Consider the following 20,643-nt stretch of genomic DNA (forward strand, 5'->3'; position numbering starts at 1 on the left):
CCGGCACGACCACCCTCCGAGGAGCCCCCGTGGTGAACGAACGCAATCCGAAGAACGCCCGATCGCTGGGCGAGCTGGTCAGCGACCTCCCCGGTCTCGTGATCGAGCTCGTCAAGGCCGAGATCGCGTCCCTCAAGAACGAGCTGTCCGGGAAGGCGAAGAGCGCCGGACTCGCGGTCGCGCTGTTCGCGGTCGCGGCCTTCTTCCTCCTCACCGCGTGGGCGACCCTCGTCACCTTCGCGATCATCGGCATCGCCTCCTGGCTCCCCGCCTGGCTGTCGGCGCTGATCGTGACCGTGTTCTTCCTGCTCGTGGCGGTCGTGCTGATCCTGGTCGGCGTCAAGTCGATCAAGAAGGCCGTCCCGCCCGTTCCGCAGGACTCGATCGAGAGCATCAAGAAGGACGTCCAGGCGTTCAAGGGAGTCGGCAGCTATGACAACTGATCGCGCTGTATCCAGCACTACGCCCCGCTTCGTCGACCCGGCGGAGCTCCAGCCGAGCCAGCTGAAGGCCGACATCGAGCGCGCGCGCACCGAGCTCGCCGCGACGCTCGACGCGATCGAGTACAAGGTGAACGTCCCGCGCAAGGTGCGGAACGTCCAGCGGACGCTCGAGCGCAAGGTCTCCGTCGTGCGCAAGCACCACCCCGAGGCGCTGATCGCCGGTGCCGCCGGTGCTGCCGCCGCGGTCGGCCTCGTCGTCTGGGGCATCGTCCGCGCCGTCGTCGAGGACTGACCCCGCCCGCCTCACCTCGTGAGCGGAGGGGTCCGGATCGCTAGCGCTCCGGACCCCTCGGCGCCAGAGCCCCTCCTGCTTTTGTGCATCCGCACGAGCGGAGGGATGATGGATCAATGACCGATCAGACCGCCGACACGGCGGGTCCCGTTCAGTCCGCCCCCGACACGAGCGCCGCTCCGGCGCCGCAGCCCCCCGCCGATCAGGATCACTCCGATCAGGCCCTGGGATACACGCTCTGGGCGGTTCTCCGCAGGGATCCCTCACGTCCGTTCACCCTCTCCGCCGACGAGGCCGCCCGGGCGGCCGCCGGCTACGAGGACACCGTCGCGCGGCTCGCGGGCGAGGGCGTCACGGTGCGCGGCACCTACGACGTCTCGGCCCTGCGCGCCGACGCCGACATCATGCTCTGGCTCACCGGAGCCGCGCCCGAGGAGCTCCAGCGCGCCTACCGGGAGCTCCGCCGCACCGACCTGCTCTGCGCGCTGCTGCCCACCTGGAACGCGATGGGCGTGCACCGCGACGCCGAGTTCAGCGCGAACCACCTCCCCGCCTACATGCGCGGCAAGGCGCCGGCCCGCTGGCTGACGGTCTACCCGTTCGTCCGCTCCTACGAGTGGTACATCCTCCCCGAGGAGGAGCGCCGCACCATGCTCGCCCAGCACGGCCGCCAGGGCTCGCGCTTCCGCTCCGTGCTGACCAACACGGTCGCCTCGTTCTCGCTCGGCGACTACGAGTGGATCCTCGCGCTCGAGGACGAGGAGCTCGTCAACCTGGTCGACCTCATGCGCGATCTGCGGGCCACCGAGGCCCGCCGTCACGTGCGCGAGGAAGTCCCCTTCTACACCGGTCGGCGCATCGAGGCCGACCAGATCGCCGAGGTCCTCCGATGAGCTCCACCGTCCCCGCTCCCGAGGCGCGCGACTTCGCCGAACCCGTCCCCGAGGTCGCCGAGGGCGTCCTCGTCCGCGGTGCCACGCCGGCCGCGGCGTCGGGCCCCGAGCACGTCACCGAGCCGGTCGCCTACGACGCGATCCTGCTCGCCGGCTTCGGCGGCCCCGAGGGGCAGGACGACGTCATCCCGTTCCTGCGCAACGTCACCCGCGGCCGCGGCATCCCGGAGGAGCGCCTCGAGGAGGTCGCCCACCACTACCGCCACTTCGGCGGCGTCAGCCCGATCAACGCGCAGAACCGCGCGCTCAAGGCCGCCCTCGAGGCCGAGCTCGCGAGCCGCGGCATCGACCTGCCGGTGCTCTGGGGCAACCGCAACTGGGCGCCCTACATGAGCGAGGCGGTGACGGAGGCGAAGGAGCGCGGCTTCTCGAACCTGATCGCCATCGCGACCAGCGCCTACTCGTCGTTCTCCTCCTGCCGGCAGTACCGCGAGGACTTCGCGGCCGCACTGGACGCGACCGGCCTCGAGGGCGAGCTGCGGATCGACAAGGTCCGCCAGTTCTTCGACCACCCGGGTTTCGTGATGCCGTTCGTGAAGGCCGTCCACGACGGGCTCGACGAGCTGCGCTCGCGCCTGCCCGGGCTCGACGCGACCACCGAGGTCGAGGTGCTCTTCGCGACGCACTCGATCCCCTCGACCGATGCCGCGCGAAGCGGCCCGCACGAGCGCCACGAGGACGGCACCGTCGTCGACGTGCACCACTTCGGCGACGGTGGCGCCTACGAGGCGCAGCACCTCGCCGTCGCGGAGGTCGTCATGGCGGCCGCCGGTGCGGAGGACGTGCCGTGGCAGCTCGTCTACCAGTCGCGCTCCGGCCCGCCCACCCAGCCGTGGCTCGAGCCCGACATCAACGACGCGATCGCCGAGCTGCCCGCCAAGGGCCGCAAGGCGCTCGTGATCGTGCCGCTCGGCTTCGTCTCGGACCACATGGAGGTCATGTGGGACCTCGACAACGAGGCCCTCGAGACCTCGGAGGAGCACGGCCTCGTCGCCGTCCGCGTCGCGACGCCGGGCACCGACCCGGTCTACGTGTCCGGTCTCGTCGACCTCGTCATGGAGCGGGTGAACGGCACACCGGTCGAGGACCGTCCGTCGATGACGGCGCTCGGCCCCTGGTACGACGTCTGCCGCCCCGGCTGCTGCGAGAACGTGCGCGCGGGCTTCAAGCCGGCGCTGGCGGGGATCGCGCCGTGACGGGCGGGGTCGCTCTGTGACGGGGAGCATCGCCCCGTGAGCATCCGAGTCGGCACCCGCGCGAGCGCTCTCGCGGTGGCGCAGACCCGGATGACCGCCGATCTGATGGCGCAGGCCGCCGGCGTGCCGGTCGAGCTGGTGCGCATCGAGTCCGACGGCGACCGGATGCGCGGCTCGCTCGCCTCGCTCGGCGGCACCGGGGTCTTCGTGAGCGCGCTGCGCGACGCGCTGCTGGCCGGGCGCTGCGACGCGATCGTGCACTCGCTCAAGGATCTGCCGACGGCGCCGGTCGAGGGCCTCGTCCTCGGCGCGGTGCCCGAGCGGGAGGATCCGCGCGACGCGCTCTGCGCCCGCGACGGGGCGACGCTCGCGACGCTGCCCCGCGGTGCGCGGGTCGGCACCGGGTCTCCGCGGCGTCGCGCGGCACTGCTCGCGGCGCGCCCCGACCTCGAGATCGTGGACATCCGCGGGAACATCGACACCCGGCTCGGCCGGGTGGCCGACGGGAGCTCGTCGCCGCTGGACGCGATCGTGCTCGCCCTGTCGGGGCTGCGGCGCCTCGGGCGCACCGACGCGGTCACCGAGGTGCTCGACTTCGGCGTCTCGCCGCACGCGCCCGGTCAGGGTGCGCTGGCGATCGAGGTCCGGGACGAGGAGCCGTCCGACGATCTGCGCGCGGCCCTCGCGGCCGTCGAGCACGCTCCCACCCGGGCGGCGATCACCGCCGAGCGGGCGCTGCTCGCCGTGCTCGAGGCGGGCTGCGCGGCGCCGATCGGCGCGAGCGCGACGGTCGAGGCCGGCCGTGTGGTGACGCGCGGCGTGGTCTTCGCGGTGGACGGCTCGGCGTCCCTCTCTCGGGAGGTGGCGGAGCCGATCGATAACGGTTCGGTCGACGGACCTCGACACCTGGCGGTTTCGCAGTATGGTGGTCGCGAACTGCCCGTCGTCGAAGCCGCGTTCCGTTGCGGCTCTCTGCTCGCTGACGCGCTTCTCGGTGCGGGTGCCGCCCAACTCGCACCTCTGGGAGCCTCTTCGTGATCGTGCCCGCCGCCTACTCCCAGTGGGAGAAGCCGTTGCAGGGCTGGCGTGTCCTCGTCCCCCGCGGAGGTCCGTGGGGCGACGGCGTCGCCGGTGCCCTCCGTGCGAAGGGAGCGTCGCCCGTCGTCGCTCCGATGATCAACTTCGCGCCCACCGACGACTTCCCGGCGCTCGAGCAGGCCCTGGCCGACCTCGAGTCCGGCGCCTTCGACTGGATGACCGTGACGAGCGCGACCACGGTCGACGTGCTGTCGCTCCTGCGCACGACCGTGCCCGCGAGCACGAAGGTCGCCGCCGTCGGCGAGACCACGGCCGCGGCGCTCGTGGCGGCCGGCTACTCCGTCGATCTCGTGCCGTCCGAGGACAACTCCGCGAAGGGCCTGCTCGCCGAGTGGGAGCAGGCGACCGGCGGGCAGCACCCGCTCCGCGTGCTCACGCTGCGCTCCGAGATCGCGAAGCCGCTGCTGACCGAGGGTCTGAAGCGCATCGGCCACGACGTCCGCTCGGTGGTCGCCTACCGCACCGTCGGCGTGCAGGTCGAGGACCGCGTCGTCGCGGACGTCGCGAGCGGTGCCGTGCACGCGATCCTGGTCACCTCGGGGAGCGTGGCCGAGCAGGTGCAGAAGCAGCTCGGCCCCGTGCCCGAGTCGACGCTCGTCGCCGCGATCGGCCCGCAGACCGCCAAGGACGCGCGCGCCTTCGGCCTGCGCGTCGACGTCGTCGCCGACGAGCGCTCCGCCTCCTCCCTGATCGAGGCCGTCGCCGGCGTCGCCGCGGAGCGCGCGACCCGCTGACCGGCGCTCTTCGCGCACAACATCAGCTGACACGGGTGGGCCTCCGCTGACAGAGGAGGGACCCCCTTCTCAGCTGATGTTGTGCGGCCGTCACTGGTCGAGGTGAGTGCTCACCAGTGTTCGAGTGCCCGGCGCCTGCGCTGCGCTGCAGTCCACATGTGCTCGTTCCGGCGGATCATCTCGATGAGGGCCGCTTCGGTGCGGGGCCAGTCGTCCATGATCTGGTGGTTGTCGAGCCGGATGCAGAGGTACTCCTGGCGGGCGAGCTCGAGGTCGCGCCGCCGGTCCTCGTGGAACTGCTCGATGCTGGAGTGGTAGCGGTAGCCGTCGGTCTCGAGGACCATCCGCTCGCCGATCACCTCGTCCACACGGCCGACACGCGGGACGAGGACCTGCGTGCGGACCGGCACGTTGCGGCGGCGCATGCTCAAGCGGGTCTTCGTCTCGAGGCCGGACTGACTGCGGCCGTCGACACGGGCGAAGACCGCCCGCTTCCCCGCCGGAGCGAGCGCGCGGAGCGTCGGCAGGTCGTCCTCGGCGAGCAGGCCCAGGTTGAGAGCCGAGTCGATCGTCACGACGGCGTCGTCCTCACCGATGCAGGTGATGAGATTCAGGATCGCCGCACCGATCCCGTCCTGCGAGAACGAGCGCCGGCCCTGACCCGGCCATCGCCGCCAGTGGCCGACCGCCCCCGGACGCGGGGTATGGACGAAGGAGTCGCCGAGCGCGATGTGCAGGCCTGGCCGCTCGGTGGTCCAGAGCCCGAGAGCGTGCAGCAGAGAGACGCACGTGAGGACTCCGCCCGCACGCACGGCGGCCAGTTCGGCCTCGGGCGCTCCTGCCATCGCGTACCAGCCGCGCCGCACGCGGACGATCTCGCCCGTCGACAGGGCGCGCTCGACCGCGGACCGGTCCACGCCGGCGGCGCGAAAGGCGCTCGCGGGAGCGAACCCGCCGCCCGAGGCGAGGAGAGAGCCGACTCCGTCCATGGTGTCGACGGTGGCGGAACACCGCCTCGGGTGCGGGCGCTCGTCGGTGATCTGTGCAGGAAGGAAGACGAGACGATCCTGTGGAGGAGTGGATGTCGACGGTCACGGGGCGCGACGCGAGCCCGGCTTAGGCTGGAGGCATGACCGCGATCCGCCCGCGGCGCCTCCGCACGACCCCGGCCCTGCGCCGGCTCGTGCGGGAGACGCGCGTCCACCCCGCCCAGCTCGTCCTCCCGCTGTTCGTCGCCGAGGGGATCACGGAACCTCAGCCGATCGGTTCGATGCCGGGGGTGTCGCACCAGTCGCTCGACAGCGTCCGCCGCGCGGTGACCGAGGCGGCCGAGGCGGGGCTCGGCGGCGTCATGCTGTTCGGCGTGCCGAGTACCCGCGACGCGGTGGGCTCCGGAGCGACCGACCCCGACGGCGTGCTCAACGCCGCCGCGCGGGTCGTCGTCGAGGAGGTCGGCGACGCGCTCGTCGTGCAGACCGACCTCTGCCTCGACGAGTTCACGGACCACGGGCACTGCGGCGTGCTAGACGCGCACGGCCGGGTCGACAACGACGCGACGCTGCTCCGCTACGAGCAGATGGCGCTCGCGCAGGCCGAGGCCGGCTCGCACCTGCTCGGGCTGTCCGGGATGATGGACGGCCAGGTCGGCGCGATCCGCGCGGCCCTCGACGGCGCGGGGCACCTCGACACCGCGATCCTCGCCTACTCCGCGAAGTACGCCTCCAGCTTCTACGGCCCCTTCCGCGAGGCCGTCCAGTCGACGCTCGAGGGCGACCGCCGCACCTACCAGCAGGACCCGGCGAACCGCCGCGAGGGGCTCCGCGAGGCGACGCTCGACCTCGCCGAGGGCGCGGACGTCGTGATGGTGAAGCCGGCGATGTCCTACCTCGATGTGCTCTCCGACGTCGCGGCGATCTCGGACGTGCCGGTCTGGGCGTACCAGGTGTCCGGCGAGTACGCGATGATCGAGGCCGCCGCCGCGAACTGCTGGATCGACCGCGAGGCCGCGATCGTGGAGTCGGTCACCGGCATCGTCCGCGCCGGCGCCGACGCCGTGCTCACCTACTGGGCCGTCGAGCTCGCGAACGATCTGCTGAAGTAGGCCGGGCGGTCCCGCGTCCGGCGTCCGCTGAGGCGCGCGCCGTATCGTGGTCGGGTGACTCCCACCGCGAACGACACCCTGTACGAGCGTGCCCGGCACGCGATCCCCGGCGGCGTGAACTCGCCGGTCCGCGCCTTCCGCTCGGTCGGCGGGACCCCGAGGTTCATGGTGTCGGCGACCGGCCCGTACATCACCGACGCCGACGGCCGCGAGTACGTCGACCTGGTCTGCTCCTGGGGTCCGGCCGTGCTCGGCCACGCGCACCCCGAGGTCGTCGCCGCCGTGCAGGAGGCGGCGGCGCGCGGTCTCTCCTTCGGAGCGTCGACCCCGGCCGAGACCGAGCTCGCCGAGCTGGTGGAGGCGCGGATCACGGCCGGCGGAGTGTCGCCGATCGAGAAGCTGCGGCTCGTCTCGACGGGCACCGAGGCGACGATGACCGCGATCCGCCTGGCCCGCGGGGTCACCGGCCGGGACCTGCTGATCAAGTTCTCCGGCCACTACCACGGCCACTCCGACGGACTGCTCGCCGACGCCGGCTCCGGCCTCGCGACGCTCGCCCTGCCCGCCTCGGCCGGCGTCACCGCGGCCACCGCGGCGCAGACGATCGTGCTGCCCTACAACGACCTCGACGCGGTGCGCGCCGTCCTCGCCGAGCGCGGCTCCGAGATCGCCGCGGTGATCACCGAGGCGGCCGCCGCGAACATGGGCGTCGTCCCGCCCGCGCCGGGCTTCAACGCGACGCTGGCCGAGCTCGTGCACGCCAACGGCTCGCTGCTGATCATGGACGAGGTGCTCACCGGCTTCCGCGTCAGCGCCGGCGGCTGGTGGGGGCTGGAGAACGCGGGCGCCGGTGCCGATGGCGCCGACGCGCCCTACGTCGCCGACCTCTACACCTTCGGCAAGGTCATCGGCGGCGGCATGCCGGTCGCCGCGCTCGGCGGCCGCGCGGACGTGATGGACCACCTGGCCCCGCTCGGGCCGGTGTACCAGGCGGGCACGCTCTCCGGGAACCCGGTCGCCGTGGCCGCGGGCATCCGCACCCTGCAGCTCGCCGACGACGCCGTCTACGCCTCGCTCGACCGCACCGCCCTGACGCTGCAGCGCGAGGTCTCGGCCGCGTTCTCGGCCGAGGGCGTCGTGCACACGGTGCAGAGCGCGGGCAGCCTCTTCAGCTTCATGTTCACCGACATCGGCGGACCGGTGCGCGACTACGCGCAGGTCCAGGCGCAGGAGTCGTTCCGCTACCCGGCCTTCTTCCACGCGATGCTCGACGCGGGCGTCTCGCTGCCGCCATCGGTGTTCGAGGCGTGGTTCGTCTCGGCCGCGCACGACGACGCGGCGATCGGCCGGATCGTCGACGCGCTGCCGGCCGCCGCGAAGGCCGCGGCGGCAGCGCGCCCTCAGGAGTAGGCGGTCGCGCCGGGGTCAGCCCCGGCGCGACACCGACTTCGGCAGCACGAAGACGAGCGCGAAGGCGGCGATCGCCATCAGCGCGCTGACCAGCATCGCCGGGGCCGCGGCGTCGAGGAAGCCCGAGGCGACGGTGTCCGGGCCGGTGATGACCAGGCCGCCGAAGAGGATGCTGCCGATCGCGGCGATGCCGACCGCCGAGCCGATCCGCTGGATCGCGGAGATGACGCCACTGGCCGCGCCCGCGTCCTGCGGGTCGACCGTCGAGACGATGAACTGCACGTTCGGCGCGATGAAGAAGCCGTTGCCGACACCCGCGATGAACAGCGGCGCGAGCAGCTGCCAGTTGGTGATCGAGTCCGGCGTCGCGGTCAGCAGCACCAGCCACACCCAGATCAGGCCGACGGCGAGCAGTCCGCTGCCGAGCACCAGGACGTTGCGGCCGAGCTTCGCGGTGAGGCGGTTGCTCTGCGAGGAGCTGACGATGCTGCCGATCGCGAAGGGGATCGAGACGAGGCCCGACTCCAGCGCCGTGTGGCCGAGGCCGGACTGCCAGAGCAGCGAGATGGTGAAGAAGATGCTCGTGAAGGCCGCGAAGTAGACCAGCGCCAGGATCACGCCGCCGGTGAAGGCGGGGTGGCGGAACAGGGTCGGCGGCACCAGCGGCGCGCGGCCGCGGCGGGTGTACGCGACCTCCCAGGCGCCGAACGCGGCGAGGAGGATCACGCCGCCGGCGATCGAGAGGAAGGTCCAGAGCGGCCAGCCCTCGTCCTCGCCCTGGATCAGCGGCACGAGCAGGGCGACGAGTCCCCCCGAGACGAGGATCAGGCCGAGCCAGTCGACGCCGCCGCTCGGGGCGCGGTCGCCGTCCTGGAGCTCGCGGCGGGTCGGCAGCAGCATCGCCGCGGCGATGAGCGTCGCGACGCCGATCGGCAGGTTGACCCAGAAGACCAGGCGCCAGCCGTTCTCGTCGCCGAAGGCCTGGATGATCAGTCCGCCGATGATCGGACCGAGCGCCGACGAGACGCCGAGGACGGCTCCCATCACCGCGAACGCCTTGCCGCGGGCGGGGCCGCGGAACAGGATCTGGATGTAGGCGTTGACCGCCGGGACGAAGATGCCGCCCGCGAGGCCCTGCACGACGCGCGCGACGACGAGCTGGACGTCGTCGGCGGCCAGGCCGCAGGCGAAGCTCGCGACGGTGAACAGCGCCACGCCGCTGACGAAGACCCACTTGTGCCCGAAGCGGTCGCCGAGGCGGCCGGCCGGGATCAGCGCGAGGCCGAAAGCGAGCGCGTAGCCCGAGATGATCCAGGAGAGCGTCGACTCGGAGGCGTCGAGGGTGGTGCGGATCGTCGGCAGGGCGACGTTCACGATGGTGGTGTCGAGCAGGGCGATGAACATGCCCGCCAGGAGGACCACGAGGGAGCGCCAGGCGCGGCGGTCGGGGGCCGGCGGGGCGCCGGTCGCGCGGTCGGACGACGTCTCGGTCATGCGGAGGGAGGCCTTTCGAGAGGCGGCAGAAAGCGGGGAGGGGGAGCGGGACCACCCATCGGGGGTACGACCGCATGTGAACTCTCGCAGGAGCACCCGGGTTTCTGCACGCCTTGACCTGTGGGGGCCTTCAGGTGCGGGGCGCGGACAGCGTCGTCAGCGGTGGCGGGACTCGGCGGCGCGGGCGCAGGCGATGCAGAGGTCGGCGGTGGGGCGGGCCTCGAGGCGGGCGGCGCCGATGGGGAGGCCGCAGCGGGCGCAGTCGCCGTAGTCGCCGGCGGCGAGGCGCGCGCGGGCGGCGGCGAGATCGCGCTCGGTGCGGGCGAGGGCGTCGCGCACCCCGGCCATCCGCGACCACTCCGCGGAGAGCGGGGTGCCCTCCGGATCGTGCTCGTCGTCGGCGGTGCCGTCGGCGCGGTCGAGGAGGAGCTCGCGGAGGGACTCGTCGAGTGCCGCCGCCTCGCGCCGAGCCTCGGCCTGCCGCTCGGCGAGGCGTGCGTCGAGGAGGCGCCGCTCGTCCGGATCCGTGGCCATCCCTCCATGCTGCCACCGCGACCCCCGGGCGCCGAGTGCGATGGGCGGGGCAGACTAGGGGCATGCCCGTCGTGACCGTGCTCCCCGACCGCCTCGAACTCCGCCTGACCCGCGCCGAACGGCTGCTCGCCCTGCATCGCGGCGACGTCGTCGTCGAGCGCTCGAGCATCCGCTCGGCGACCGTCACCGAGGATCCCTGGATCTGGGTGCGCGGCATCCGGGCGCCGGGGACCGCGGTGCCGCTGACCCTCGCGGCCGGCACCTGGAAGTTCCACGGCGGCAAGGACTTCCTGCTGATCAAGCGCACGGCCGCGGCGGTGGTGATCGACCTGGTCGGCGAGGAGTACTCGCGCCTGATCGTCAGCACGAAGCACGCTCCCGAGCTGATCGCGGCGCTGCAGCTGGGCACCACGACCTCGGCGATCCCGGTGATCGAGACGGACGATCTGGTCGTCGTCCCGGCCGTCGCCGAGCAGGCCGCCGAGCGCCTGGCCGCGGCGCAGGCGGAGGCGGAGAGCAGGGACGAGCAGACGCCCGCGGGGGAGACGCCGGCCGCGAAGGAGACCGTCGCGACGAAGCCCGCGGCGAAGAAGGCGCCCGCGAAGAAGCCGGCGCCCGGGAAGCCGGCGCCCGAGAAGACCGCCGCTGAGGCGCCTGCGCCCGAGAAGCCCGCCGCGAAGAAGCCGACCGCGAAGAAGCCTGCCGCGAAGCCGCGCCCCGACTCCTCCGTCGGTCACGCCTCCGCCGAGCCCAGCGGCGCGACCGAGGCCGCCGAGTAGCTCGGACCGCCGCGCGACCCGAGCTCCGGAGCGTCAGCCCCGGACGTCGACGAGCGTGCGCCCGTGCGCGCGCCCTTCCAGCAGGTCGGCCGCGGCGTCGATCGCGCCCGCGAGCGGTACCGCCGTGGTCAGGCCGTCGAGCAGCTCCAGGTCGAGGTCGTGGGCCAGACGGCGCCAGGCCTCCTCGCGGAGCTTCCGCGGCGCCTCCACCGAGTTGATGCCCGCCAGCGTCACTCCCCGCAGGATGAACGGCATCACCGTCGCGGGCAGGTCGCCGCCCTGCGCGAGACCGCAGGCGGCGACGGTGCCGCCCCAGCGGGTCTGCGCGAGGGCGTTGGCGAGGGTGTGCGAGCCGGCGGAGTCGATCGCGCCGGCCCAGCGCTCCGACTGCAGCGGCTTCCCCTTCTCGGACAGCTCGGCCCGATCGAGGACCTCCGTCGCGCCCAGACGCTGGAGCAGCTCGCCGTGCTCGTCCGCGCGCCCGGTCGAGGCGACCACCTCGTGGCCGAGCTTCGCGAGCAGCGCGACGGCGAGGGAGCCCACGCCGCCCGAGGCGCCGGTGACCAGCACCGGTCCGTCGCCGGGGCGGACTCCGTGCCGCTCGAGGGCGAGGACGGCGAGCATCGCGGTGAAGCCGGCGGTGCCGATCGCGCCGGCGCGGGCGGAGGAGATCGCGCCGGGGATGCGCAGCAGCGACGCGGAGTCGACGCGGGCCCGCTCCGTGAATCCGCCGTCGAAGCGCTCGCCGAGGCCGGCGCCGTTGAGCACCACGCGGTCGCCGGAGTCGAAGCGCTCGGCCGCGGCGCCGTCCGCGTACTCGACCGTGCCGACGACGTCGATGCCCGCGATCAGCGGGGTGCGGCGCACGACACCCGGCCGGCCGGCGAGCGCGAGGGCGTCCTTGTAGTTCACGCTCGAGTACTCGACGGCGAGGGTCACGTCCCCGTGCGAGCGATCGGGATCGTCCCGCTCGGTCAGTCGTGCGCGATTCGGGGTCTCGGTGTCGGAGGAGGAGTGCTGCTCGACGACGACGGCTCGGAACATGAGCCCACGCTACGCCCGAGCGCGCGGAACGCGCCCGGGCGGCGAGGTCAGTTCAGCGGACGGGTGCCCTCGGGTAGCGCGCCGCCGGCGTAGAGGGCGGTCGCCGCGTCCTGCAGGGCGGTCAGCGCGACGCGCTGCGTCCAGGGTCCGTAGGAGACGCGGGCGAGGCCGAGCTCCTCGAATCGCGCGGGCGACTGCGAGCCGGGGACGCCGATCACGCTGACCCGCCGGCGGCCGAGGGCGGCCACGAGCGCCTCGAGCTCCGCGTCCCGGAGCAGGCCGGGGACGAAGAAGCAGGTCGCCCCCGCGTCGAGGTAGGCGCGTCCGCGCTCGATCGCGTCGGCGAGCACCTCGCCGCGGTCGCGGTCGCCGGCGCGGAGGAAGACGTCGGTGCGGGCGTTGAGGGCGAAGGGCACGGCCTCCTCCTCGGCGGCGGCGACCGCCTTCTCGACGGAGCGCAGCGCCTCGGCGAGCGGCTTCGCCTGGTCCTCGAGGTTCGCGCCGACGACGCCGACCTCGATGGCGCGGCGGACGGTCTCGCCGGCGTCGCCGTAGCCGGCCTCGAGATCCGCCGAGACGGGGACGTCGACCGCGGCGACGATCCGCTCGATCATGCTCAGGTGCAGGTCGAGCGGGATCCGCTCGCCGTCCTCGTAGCCGAAGGTCGCGGCGATCGAGTGGCTCGCCGTCGCGAGCGCCCGGGTCTCGGGGAGGGCGGCGATCGTGGTCGCCGAGACCACGTCCCAGACGTTCACCACCCTCAGCAGCTCGGGGGCGGTGTGGAGGTCGACGAGGGTGCGGCCGCGCGCTTCGATGCTCATCGGAGCACCGTAGCCCGCTCCACGACGTCCCCGCCGTGCGCCGCGCAGGCCGCGCTCCCGCAGCCCTCGCAGACGACGAGCTGAGCGCGGCAGGCGGGATCGGTGCAGTTGCGCATCCGGTTCGTCGGCTCGGCGCAGACGGCGCAGCGGCCGAGCACCTCGGCGTCGGGGGAGAAGGTCAGCGAGCCGCGCCCGTCGAAGACGTAGAGCGCACCGCGCCAGAGCCCCGTGTCGCGGCGGGCCTCCTGGTAGCGGACGATCCCGCCGTCGAGCTGGTACACCTCGCCGAAGCCGCGGGCGAGCATCAGGCTCGAGAGCACCTCGCAGCGGATCCCGCCGGTGCAGTAGGTGACGACCGGCCGGCCCTTGAGGTGGTCGTAGGCGCCGGAGTCGAGCTGCTCGACGAATTCGCGGGTGCTCGCGACGCCCGGCACGACCGCGCCGTCGAAGCGGCCGATCTCGGCCTCGAAGGCGTTGCGCCCGTCGAAGAAGACCACGTCCTCGCGCTCGGCGACCAGGGCGTCGAGCTCGTCGGGGGCGAGCCGGACGCCGGTGCCGACGACGCCGGACTCGTCCACCCGCAGCTCCTCGGGCGCTCCGAACGAGACGATCTCCTCGCGCACCTTCACCGAGAGCCCGGGGAAGTCGACGCTGCGGCCCTCCTCGTCCAGGCCCGAGCCGTCGCTCCACTTCACCTCGAGCCCGCGGAAGGCGGAGTGCTCGCGGGTACGGCGGACCCAGCGCTTGAGCGCACCCATCTCGCCGCCGAGGGTGCCGTTGACGCCGTCCTTCGAGAGCAGGACCCGGCCGCGCAGGCCGAGGTGCTCGGCGAGCTCGCGCTGCCAGAGCCGGACGGACTCGGGGTCGGCGAGCGGCACGAAGCGGTAGAACAGCAGGATCTTCGGCAGCACCGGGTCATCCTACGAGGGCCGGGCCGGGTCGGCCGAAACGCTCCGGCAACGCGGGTGTGACAGCATCTCCCGGTGACCGACGCCCCTCTCCCCGTGCCGCACAGCCGCTTCGAGGACGTCTTCGGCCTCGTGACCGGCGCGTTCGTCGTCTCGCTCGGCCTGTTCCTGCTCCGTGCGAGCGAGGCGGTGACCGGTGGGACCGCGGGGCTGGCGCTGCTGCTGGGCTACGTCGTGCCGATCCCGTTCGGCGTGATCCTCGTGGTGGTCAACCTGCCGTTCCTGGCGCTCTCGCTCTGGAAGAAGGGCTGGCGCTTCACCCTCCGGACGATGTCCTCGATCGTGCTGGTCTCGGTGCTCGCCGGGCTGCACCCGCTCGCCTTCGGGACGCTCCGGATCGAACCGGTCTACGGGGTGCTCACCGGCGACGTGCTCGCGGGGATCGGCCTGCTCATCCTGTTCCGGCACGGCTCGAGCCTGGGCGGCTTCAGCATCCTGGCCCTCCTCGCGCAGGAGCGGCTGGGCTGGCGGGCGGGCTACGTGATGATGGCGCTCGACGCCTGCGTGGTCGTCGCGGCGCTGCTGGTGGTGCCGCCCCTGAACGTGCTGATCTCGGCCGCGGGCGTCGTGGTGCTGAATCTGGTGCTCGCCTTCAACCACCGGCCGGGGCGCTACCTCGGCTCGTGAGCGGCGCAGTGTGAGCGGCGCAAGCCCTCGACCTGCGGCCGGTGGTTCCTAGGCTGGACCCAGGCGCGCGACTGCCGCGCCCGAACGGAGAACCGGATGTCCGACTGGAACTACGACCCCTACGCCCGCCTCGGCGAGGTGCCGACCTTCACCCTCGAGAGCGACGACATCAGCGACGGCGCAGCGCTCGCCCCGCGCCACTACGGCGAGGGCTCGGGCGGCGAGGACGTCTCGCCGCAGCTGCGCTGGTCGGGAGCACCCGCCGAGACCAAGAGCTTCGCGGTGACCGTGTTCGACCCCGATGCGCCGACCGGTTCGGGCTTCTGGCACTGGGCAGTCTACAACCTGCCGGCCGACACGACCGAGCTGCCGACAGGCGCAGGCGCGGCCGGCTTCGAGCTGCTGCCCGCGGGCGCGCAGACCCTGCCGAACGAGATGCGGCTGCGCCAGTTCATCGGAGCGGCGCCGCCGGACCGCGAGCACCGCTACTTCTTCGTCGTGCACGCCCTCGACGTCGAGGAGCTCGAGCTCGACCCGGAGTCGACGCCGGCGATCCTCGGCTTCAACGCGCACTTCCACACGCTCGCGCGTGCGGTGCTGGTCGCGACGGCGACCCCGGACGGCGCGAAGGGCTGACGACGGCGGGTCTCGATACGCCGCTGCGCGGCTACTCGACCAGCATGCAGCGTGCGCCCCCTCCATGCTGATCGAGTAGCCCGCGGAGCGGGCGTCTCGAGATCCACCGCCGTCAGGAGCGAGGTCTGCAGACCCACCCTGCTGGACTTGGCGGGTCTCGATACGCCCCTGAGCGGCTGCTCGACCGGCCTGCGGCGGCGCCGCGTCGTCTCCGTCACCACTGAGACGCGAAGCCACCAGCGTCCGCTGGTTCAGTCGGCTTCCGGGAGAGCGTCGAGGAATTCCCGCACGGCGCCGACAGCTCGGCGTGCTGCTCGGAGGCGCCCCTCGGGTTCGCTGATGAAGACCGCGTAGCTTCGGGCACCGAAGGTGTTCTCGTTCGCGAACTGATGCCCGATCTGGACGAGTCGCTCGCGGACCTCTGGCGAGAAGGCAGGTCGCTCCGACCAGACGGCAGCGGCAGCGGCGGGTCCCTCCGGCCAGCTCTCGAGAAGCCAGACGATGTCGTAGGCGTCCTTGGGCTTGTCCCTGTTCTGAAGCGCTTCGCTCTTCGCCACGAGGAACGCCAGTGGTCCCGTCACCAGCAGACGGATGTCGATCATCCCTCTGCCGCTCGGCAGCTCGACCCGGCGGAGAACGGACTCGGTGTCGCCGACCAGCAGCTCGCCGGCATCGAGTGCCAATGCCGAGAGCCGTCCGCCCATGTTGTGCTTGGCCGTGGGATTCTCGGACTTGCGTGGTCGGTACACGCGTCCTGCCGGTCGGTCGGCGCCGGCGGGGCAGAAGAACTCGAGAGTGATCCGCGGTTCGGATTCTCGTACCCAGCGGAAAGAGGCCTCGGCGCTCGAGAATCCTCGGTCGAGGAGGACCTGCTCCAGGCGGTCGTACTGCTCCGTCTCTCCGTCGACGAACGCGAGGCTCACGCAGAGATCGATGTCCGTGGTACCGACGTGCGGTTCGCCTCCGTCCTCGACGACGGGGATGAGCAGCGAGGGGACCAGTCCACCGATGATGACGAGATGTGCGCCTGCGAAGCCGGCGGCGCGGACGATGTCCGCCGCCTCCGCCACCATGAGGTCCGCCGTGGCGGAGTCGTAGGCCGTGCGATTCCCTGCCGGTTCAATCAAGGAGCTTCTCCCTCAGCAATTCGGCTCCCTCGGCGTAACGGCCACCGAGCCGGACCAGATCGAGGTAGACCCGCGACTGCGGGGCGACCATGACACCGTCCCTCTCGACTGCACTGTGCGTGCCGACAGCACCCGTGTCCGTCCACAGCTCGAGGTTCGCTCCTCGACCGGCCTCGTCCGCGTCCAGCTCGGGTAGTGACAGCATCGTCCGCAGGCTCTGCAGGTCGGACGACGCGACGCGGATCTGGGTGATGGCCGATGTCACGACGGGGACGCCCCAGAGTCTCGATCCGAGCGCTGAGGTGACCGCGTAGCGCACGCCCACATCGGTCATCGCCCGATGCGCTCTGCGCGCGAGGTCAATCTCGTTGCGAGCGTAGAGGTAGCTGAAGACGCCGGTGGGCCGCCTGAGAAGGGACTCCGAGCGGCGGAGCCATTCGAGAAGGGCGTTCTCATCCAGGACGATCCGCCTCTTCGAGGGGCCGCGACCGACGCTCTCGACGACGCCATCGCCCTCCAGGCTCGCGAGCACGTTGTGCGCCTGGCCGACGGAGACACCGGATCGCTCCGCCAACTCATTGACGCTCCATCGCTCGCCTCGGGCTCCGGAGAGGAGCTCCTGAGCCGCCCGAGTCCCCAGCGGACCGAGCCGCCGCTGTCGAGCAGAGTCGGCAGGGCCTCGGGCGGAGGTCGTGCCCTCGATCCGGATCACGCGATCTCCCAGGTCGACGTGGAGGCTCCCGTTGAGATCCCACCAACTCAACGAGTCGCGCTCCAGCGTCGTCCGCTCGTCCTTCGGGATGTTGCGCCCGATGATCAGGCCGACCCAGCCCTTCGGTACCGCTTCGGCGAGATGAGGAGGGAGACGAGAGGCGCGTTCCAGCATCCAGAGGGGTCGGCGGTCGCCGTCCACCGCGATCCACGGCGCCTCGTCACTCTGCTGCACTGAGAGGTCGAGGATGCCGCCTCGCGCAGCGTGTCTCACCACGGCGAGGCTCGGCACATTCAACTCGATCTTCATTCAGTCGCCTTCTTCACAATTGAATGAATAATGCCACAGAGTGAAGATGGAGTGAAGATCGACGCTACCCGAAGAGGGTGCGCGCCTCCTCGTAGCGGGAGTCGGGCACCGTCTTCAGGGTGCCGAGGGCCTCGGCGAAGTCGACGTGGTAGATGTCGGTGCCGCGCAGGGCGACCATGCGGCCCCAGTGCTCGGCGACGACGGAGTCGGCGGCGGCCATGCCGAGGCGGGTGGCGAGCACGCGGTCGAAGGCGCTGGGGGTGCCGCCGCGCTGGATGTGGCCGAGCGTGGTGGCGCGGGTCTCGATGCCGGTGCGGTCCTCGATCATCGGAGCGAGCATCTCGCCGATGCCGCCCAGGCGCGGGCGGCCGAAGGCGTCGAGGCCGCGCTCGGAGTGCGCGTCGTCCATGGAGTCGAGCGAGAAGCCCTCGGCGACGACGACGAGCGGGGCGCGCCCGCGGTCCTGGGCGCTCTGCACCCACTCGACGATCTGCTCGATCGAGGTCTTCTTCTCCGGGATGAGGATGACGTGCGCGCCGGCGGCCATGCCGGAGTGCAGGGCGATCCAGCCGACATGGCGGCCCATGACCTCGGCGACCATGCAGCGGCCGTGCGAGTCGCCGGTGGTGCGCAGGCGGTCCATCGCGTCGGTGGCGATGCCGACGGCGGTGTCGAAGCCGAAGGTGTAGTCGGTGGCGCCGAGGTCGTTGTCGATGGTCTTGGGGACGCCGACGATCTTGAGGCCCGCGTCGGTGAGGCGCTTCGCCGCGGCCAGGGTGCCCTCGCCGCCGATCGCGATGATCGAGTCGATGCCGTTGCGGTCCATCATCTCGGCGATCTTCTCGGGGCCGCCGTTGTCGCCCTCGAAGGGGTTCGTCCGGCTCGTGCCGAGGATCGTGCCGCCCTGCTTGGCGATGCCCTGGATCTCGGGCCGCCCGAGGGGGAGGAGGTCGCCGTCGACCACTCCGCGCCACCCGTTGCGGAAGCCCACGAATTCTTGGTCGTACACCTTGATGCCCTTGTACACGGCACCGCGGATGACGGCGTTCAGCCCGGGGCAGTCGCCCCCGGAGGTCAGGATCCCGATCTTCACCCGCTCAGAGTAGAGGACGCGGGCACGGGGTCGGGTCGCCCGCTCCGGCCGGGGACGACGAAGGGCCCCTCCTCGCCGCCTCGAGGAAGGGCCCTTCGTCGTTCAGGGACTAGAGAGTGTCAGTGACTAGTTGGCCTGGCTGGTGTTGACGACGCCGTTGACGCCGGCGGGGAAGAATCCACCGGAGGTCGTGGCCTTGCTGTTCAGGTAGACGACGTTCAGGACCTGGCCGGGGTTGCGGCTGAAGGCGATGCCGTTGGCGTCGGTGGGCTGGATGTTGGCCTGCCCGTCGACCTTGACGCCCTGGTCGTCGTCGGTGGGGCCGTCGAGGCTGTCGCGCGCGTCGGACAGCTTGCCCGCCTGCACGTCGAGTCCGGCGCCGTAGATCGCCGAGCGGATGGCACCGGCGTGGTACGCCTCGACCGCGAGGATGCCGGCGGCCGCCTCCAGGTAGAGCTTCGACTGGATGAGGGGGGCAGCGCCCTTGTAGGCGGTGACTCCGACGTCCTCGAAGACGAAGGCGCCGAGCAGGAAGTTCTGCTCGTTGAGGAACGGGTCGAACGTGCCGCCCGCGGGGATGAGGCCGGCCGCGGCGGCCGCGGCGTTGAAGCTGGCCTCGAGGTTGATCGAGGGGCGGGCGACAGCGGCAGCACCGAGCTGGCCGCGGAGGAACTTGACGTGCGCCTTCTCGTCGTTGGCGACCTCGCGGGCGAAGGACTTCAGCCACGGGGTCTTGAACGGGACGGCGCGGCCGCCCTTGACGCCGCCGAGCTTGCCGGTGCCGCCGGTGTCGCTGCTCGCGAGGCCGGAGCCGGTGACGGCGCGGAGGTAGAACTCGGCCTCGAGGTACTCGAGGTTGAGCGCGAAGTTGAGGACGGCGGCGTCGCCGGGGCCCTCTGCGGCGACCTCTTCGGCCGAGGCGGCGGGGGCGGAGGCCAGGGCCGCCGCTCCGATGCCGAGTCCGGCGACGCCGGTGGCCTCGAAGAAGCGGCGACGGTCGAGAGCCGTCTCCGAGCTCCTGACGATCGCGTTGCGGATGAATGTGGTGTCGAACATGTGCGCATCTCCAGTGATAGGCGGTTGGCCGGGCTGACGGACTGTGCCGCGACAGCGCGAAACTACGCCCGAGATCGGGGTACTGCCTAGCGGAATCGGGGGATCCAGATTGCGCATGTGTTCTTCCCGGTTGAACCAATCCGGGCGGGGCGCCGCTCCGAACACGTCGTGGATGGCAGTTCTGCGGGAGGCTTGATCAAGGCGGGGATCGACCGGTCCCGGCGGGTGTCGGCGGCCGCGGCTAGCATCGCAGCGTGTCGTCCGCTCTCCCCGCTCCCGTGCCGTTCCTGGCCACGGTCTACGCGCCGGCCGTGCCGGTGAGCCTCGCGCTCACGCTCCGCACGCTGCTGCGCGGCTCGGGCGACCCGACGATGCTGATCGACGCGACCGGCTTCTGGCGCGCGTTCCGCACGCCGCTCGGCCCCGGCACGCTGCACCTGCGGCAGGCGGCCGACGGTGCCGTGCACGCGCGGGCCTGGGGCGAGGGCGCGGAGTGGCTGATCGATCACGTGCCCGAGCTGCTCGGCCACGGCGACGACTGGAGCGCGCTCGATCTCTCCGCGCACGGTCCGCTGGCCGAGGCGCTGCGCCGCTCGGCGGGGCTGCGGCTGACCCGGGCCAACCTCGTCTTCGAGATGCTGGCGCCGTCGATCCTGGAGCAGAAGGTCACCAGCACGGAGGCGTGGCGCGCCTACCGCGCGCTGGTGCGGCTGCACGGCGAGCCGGCTCCCGGGCCGGTGGCGCTGCACGTGGCGCCGTCGGCCGAGCAGTGGCGCCGGGTCCCGTCCTGGGACTGGCACCGGGCCGGCGTCGATCCGCGGCGCTCGCGCACCGTGCTGACGGCGGCGCTGGTGGCGAAGGGGCTCGAGCGCACGCTGGCGCTCGGCCGCGGCGGCGAGGTGGTGGCGCAGCGCCTGCAGTCGGTGCCCGGCATCGGGCCGTGGACGGCGTCCGAGGTGATGATGCGGGCCCACGGCGACCCGGACGCGGTGAGCGTGGGCGACTACCACCTGGCCGCGGCGGTCGGCTTCGCGCTGACCGGGCGCCTCGGGGTCGACGACGACGGGATGCTCGAGCTGCTCGAGCCGTGGCGCGGGCACCGGCAGCGGATCATCCGCCTGATCGGCACGAGCGGCGCGCGCAAGCCGCGGCACGGCCCGCGGATGACGATCCAGGACCACCGGTGGCACTGACCCGCCGGGTGCTCTGATCCGCC

Annotated in this window: 22 protein-coding genes; 12 read left to right on the plus strand and 10 right to left on the minus strand. The window is 72.3% G+C overall.

The window, feature by feature from the left end; all coding sequences use genetic code 11:
• Positions 1 to 29 precede the first annotated feature (29 nt).
• The 6 genes from EDF36_RS13125 to EDF36_RS13150 all read left to right on the plus strand — a co-directional run bounded on the left by EDF36_RS13125 (position 30) and on the right by EDF36_RS13150 (position 4,716).
• Complete coding sequence (locus tag EDF36_RS13125; protein ID WP_123733381.1) at positions 30 to 443, plus strand: phage holin family protein; 414 nt, start codon at positions 30 to 32, stop codon at positions 441 to 443.
• Positions 433 to 735, plus strand: a complete 303-nt coding sequence (locus tag EDF36_RS13130; RefSeq protein WP_123444872.1) for a DUF3618 domain-containing protein — start codon at positions 433 to 435, stop codon at positions 733 to 735. Before EDF36_RS13125 ends, EDF36_RS13130 begins: the two co-directional genes overlap by 11 nt.
• A gap of 116 nt (positions 736 to 851) precedes the next feature.
• On the plus strand, positions 852 to 1,628 hold the full coding sequence (hemQ, locus tag EDF36_RS13135; protein ID WP_123701790.1) for a hydrogen peroxide-dependent heme synthase: 777 nt from the start codon (positions 852 to 854) through the stop codon (positions 1,626 to 1,628).
• Complete coding sequence (locus tag EDF36_RS13140) at positions 1,625 to 2,884, plus strand: ferrochelatase (RefSeq protein WP_123701792.1); 1,260 nt, start codon at positions 1,625 to 1,627, stop codon at positions 2,882 to 2,884. Before hemQ ends, EDF36_RS13140 begins: the two co-directional genes overlap by 4 nt.
• Positions 2,885 to 2,974: 90 nt before the next feature.
• A complete protein-coding gene (hemC, locus tag EDF36_RS13145) occupies positions 2,975 to 3,922 on the plus strand; it encodes a hydroxymethylbilane synthase (RefSeq protein ID WP_397459904.1) in 948 nt (315 codons plus the stop codon).
• Entirely contained in the window at positions 3,922 to 4,716 is a 795-nt protein-coding gene (locus EDF36_RS13150; protein WP_123733538.1) for a uroporphyrinogen-III synthase, read from the plus strand. Before hemC ends, EDF36_RS13150 begins: the two co-directional genes overlap by 1 nt.
• Before the next feature lie 110 nt (positions 4,717 to 4,826).
• Here EDF36_RS13150 and EDF36_RS13155 read toward each other — a convergent pair whose 3' ends face one another.
• Entirely contained in the window at positions 4,827 to 5,705 is an 879-nt protein-coding gene (locus EDF36_RS13155; protein WP_123733383.1) for a type IV toxin-antitoxin system AbiEi family antitoxin domain-containing protein, read from the minus strand.
• Between the two features lie 140 nt (positions 5,706 to 5,845).
• Here EDF36_RS13155 and hemB point away from each other — a divergent pair, with 140 nt between their 5' ends.
• Positions 5,846 to 6,817, plus strand: a complete 972-nt coding sequence (gene hemB, locus EDF36_RS13160) for a porphobilinogen synthase (protein ID WP_123733384.1) — start codon at positions 5,846 to 5,848, stop codon at positions 6,815 to 6,817.
• A gap of 54 nt (positions 6,818 to 6,871) precedes the next feature.
• The gene (gene hemL / locus EDF36_RS13165) at positions 6,872 to 8,227 is read left to right on the plus strand and encodes a glutamate-1-semialdehyde 2,1-aminomutase (protein WP_185020477.1); all 1,356 of its coding nucleotides are present in this window, start codon (positions 6,872 to 6,874) and stop codon (positions 8,225 to 8,227) included.
• Between the two features lie 15 nt (positions 8,228 to 8,242).
• Here the strand turns inward: hemL and EDF36_RS13170 are convergent, their stop codons facing one another.
• Together EDF36_RS13170 and EDF36_RS13175 are read right to left on the minus strand one after the other, a co-directional pair.
• Entirely contained in the window at positions 8,243 to 9,721 is a 1,479-nt protein-coding gene (locus EDF36_RS13170) for an MFS transporter (protein WP_123733385.1), read from the minus strand.
• Positions 9,722 to 9,877: 156 nt separating this feature from the next.
• Positions 9,878 to 10,255, minus strand: a complete 378-nt coding sequence (locus EDF36_RS13175; protein ID WP_123733386.1) for a TraR/DksA C4-type zinc finger protein — start codon at positions 10,253 to 10,255, stop codon at positions 9,878 to 9,880.
• A 62-nt stretch (positions 10,256 to 10,317) separates the two neighbouring features.
• On the opposite strand from EDF36_RS13175, the gene EDF36_RS21835 reads away from it, so the two are divergent.
• Entirely contained in the window at positions 10,318 to 11,034 is a 717-nt protein-coding gene (locus EDF36_RS21835; protein WP_260300716.1) for a hypothetical protein, read from the plus strand.
• A gap of 33 nt (positions 11,035 to 11,067) precedes the next feature.
• On the opposite strand, the gene EDF36_RS13185 is transcribed toward EDF36_RS21835, so the two are convergent.
• From EDF36_RS13185 to EDF36_RS13195, 3 genes are read right to left on the minus strand one after another with little or no spacing between them, the layout of a single operon-like run.
• Positions 11,068 to 12,078 carry an MDR family oxidoreductase gene (locus tag EDF36_RS13185; RefSeq protein WP_123444879.1) on the minus strand — a complete coding sequence of 337 codons (1,011 nt, stop codon included), beginning with the start codon at positions 12,076 to 12,078 and terminating at the stop codon, positions 11,068 to 11,070.
• 47 nt (positions 12,079 to 12,125) lie between these two features.
• Positions 12,126 to 12,899 (minus strand): isocitrate lyase/phosphoenolpyruvate mutase family protein, encoded by a 774-nt coding sequence (locus EDF36_RS13190; protein WP_123733387.1) that lies wholly within the window; start codon positions 12,897 to 12,899, stop codon positions 12,126 to 12,128.
• Positions 12,896 to 13,810, minus strand: coding sequence for a rhodanese-related sulfurtransferase (locus tag EDF36_RS13195; protein WP_260300717.1), 915 nt, complete (start codon positions 13,808 to 13,810; stop codon positions 12,896 to 12,898). The genes EDF36_RS13190 and EDF36_RS13195 overlap by 4 nt, the downstream gene beginning before the upstream one ends.
• Positions 13,811 to 13,882: 72 nt before the next feature.
• On the opposite strand from EDF36_RS13195, the gene EDF36_RS13200 reads away from it, so the two are divergent.
• Positions 13,883 to 14,494, plus strand: coding sequence for a YitT family protein (locus EDF36_RS13200; protein WP_123701808.1), 612 nt, complete (start codon positions 13,883 to 13,885; stop codon positions 14,492 to 14,494).
• A gap of 96 nt (positions 14,495 to 14,590) precedes the next feature.
• A complete protein-coding gene (locus EDF36_RS13205; protein ID WP_123701810.1) occupies positions 14,591 to 15,130 on the plus strand; it encodes a YbhB/YbcL family Raf kinase inhibitor-like protein in 540 nt (179 codons plus the stop codon).
• A 251-nt stretch (positions 15,131 to 15,381) separates the two neighbouring features.
• Here the strand turns inward: EDF36_RS13205 and EDF36_RS13210 are convergent, their stop codons facing one another.
• The 4 genes from EDF36_RS13210 to EDF36_RS13225 form a co-directional block, all read right to left on the minus strand.
• Positions 15,382 to 16,203, minus strand: coding sequence for a hypothetical protein (locus tag EDF36_RS13210; protein ID WP_123733388.1), 822 nt, complete (start codon positions 16,201 to 16,203; stop codon positions 15,382 to 15,384).
• A 46-nt stretch (positions 16,204 to 16,249) separates the two neighbouring features.
• Positions 16,250 to 17,278: a helix-turn-helix domain-containing protein gene (locus EDF36_RS13215; protein ID WP_123733389.1), complete on the minus strand. Its 1,029-nt coding sequence runs from the start codon at positions 17,276 to 17,278 to the stop codon at positions 16,250 to 16,252.
• A 64-nt stretch (positions 17,279 to 17,342) separates the two neighbouring features.
• Positions 17,343 to 18,371, minus strand: a complete 1,029-nt coding sequence (locus EDF36_RS13220) for a 6-phosphofructokinase (RefSeq protein ID WP_123701816.1) — start codon at positions 18,369 to 18,371, stop codon at positions 17,343 to 17,345.
• 126 nt (positions 18,372 to 18,497) lie between these two features.
• Entirely contained in the window at positions 18,498 to 19,427 is a 930-nt protein-coding gene (locus EDF36_RS13225; protein ID WP_123733390.1) for a ferritin-like domain-containing protein, read from the minus strand.
• Positions 19,428 to 19,681: 254 nt separating this feature from the next.
• Here EDF36_RS13225 and EDF36_RS13230 point away from each other — a divergent pair, with 254 nt between their 5' ends.
• Positions 19,682 to 20,620: a DNA-3-methyladenine glycosylase gene (locus tag EDF36_RS13230; RefSeq protein ID WP_123733391.1), complete on the plus strand. Its 939-nt coding sequence runs from the start codon at positions 19,682 to 19,684 to the stop codon at positions 20,618 to 20,620.
• Positions 20,621 to 20,643 lie beyond the last annotated feature (23 nt).

The organism is Rathayibacter sp. PhB152, assembly GCF_003751395.1.
GTDB lineage: Bacteria > Actinomycetota > Actinomycetes > Actinomycetales > Microbacteriaceae > Rathayibacter > Rathayibacter festucae.

Coding starts and splice junctions, on each gene's coding strand:
- EDF36_RS13130 (WP_123444872.1), top strand. CDS start 433: ATGACAACTGATCGCGCTGTATCCAGCACTACGCCCCGCTTCGTCGAC.
- hemQ (WP_123701790.1), top strand. CDS start 852: ATGACCGATCAGACCGCCGACACGGCGGGTCCCGTTCAGTCCGCCCCC.
- EDF36_RS13140 (WP_123701792.1), top strand. CDS start 1,625: ATGAGCTCCACCGTCCCCGCTCCCGAGGCGCGCGACTTCGCCGAACCC.
- hemC (WP_397459904.1), top strand. CDS start 2,975: ATGACCGCCGATCTGATGGCGCAGGCCGCCGGCGTGCCGGTCGAGCTG.
- EDF36_RS13155 (WP_123733383.1), bottom strand. CDS start 5,705: ATGGACGGAGTCGGCTCTCTCCTCGCCTCGGGCGGCGGGTTCGCTCCC.
- hemB (WP_123733384.1), top strand. CDS start 5,846: ATGACCGCGATCCGCCCGCGGCGCCTCCGCACGACCCCGGCCCTGCGC.
- EDF36_RS13170 (WP_123733385.1), bottom strand. CDS start 9,721: ATGACCGAGACGTCGTCCGACCGCGCGACCGGCGCCCCGCCGGCCCCC.
- EDF36_RS13175 (WP_123733386.1), bottom strand. CDS start 10,255: ATGGCCACGGATCCGGACGAGCGGCGCCTCCTCGACGCACGCCTCGCC.
- EDF36_RS21835 (WP_260300716.1), top strand. CDS start 10,318: ATGCCCGTCGTGACCGTGCTCCCCGACCGCCTCGAACTCCGCCTGACC.
- EDF36_RS13185 (WP_123444879.1), bottom strand. CDS start 12,078: ATGTTCCGAGCCGTCGTCGTCGAGCAGCACTCCTCCTCCGACACCGAG.
- EDF36_RS13190 (WP_123733387.1), bottom strand. CDS start 12,899: ATGAGCATCGAAGCGCGCGGCCGCACCCTCGTCGACCTCCACACCGCC.
- EDF36_RS13205 (WP_123701810.1), top strand. CDS start 14,591: ATGTCCGACTGGAACTACGACCCCTACGCCCGCCTCGGCGAGGTGCCG.
- EDF36_RS13210 (WP_123733388.1), bottom strand. CDS start 16,203: ATGGTGGCGGAGGCGGCGGACATCGTCCGCGCCGCCGGCTTCGCAGGC.
- EDF36_RS13215 (WP_123733389.1), bottom strand. CDS start 17,278: ATGAAGATCGAGTTGAATGTGCCGAGCCTCGCCGTGGTGAGACACGCT.
- EDF36_RS13225 (WP_123733390.1), bottom strand. CDS start 19,427: ATGTTCGACACCACATTCATCCGCAACGCGATCGTCAGGAGCTCGGAG.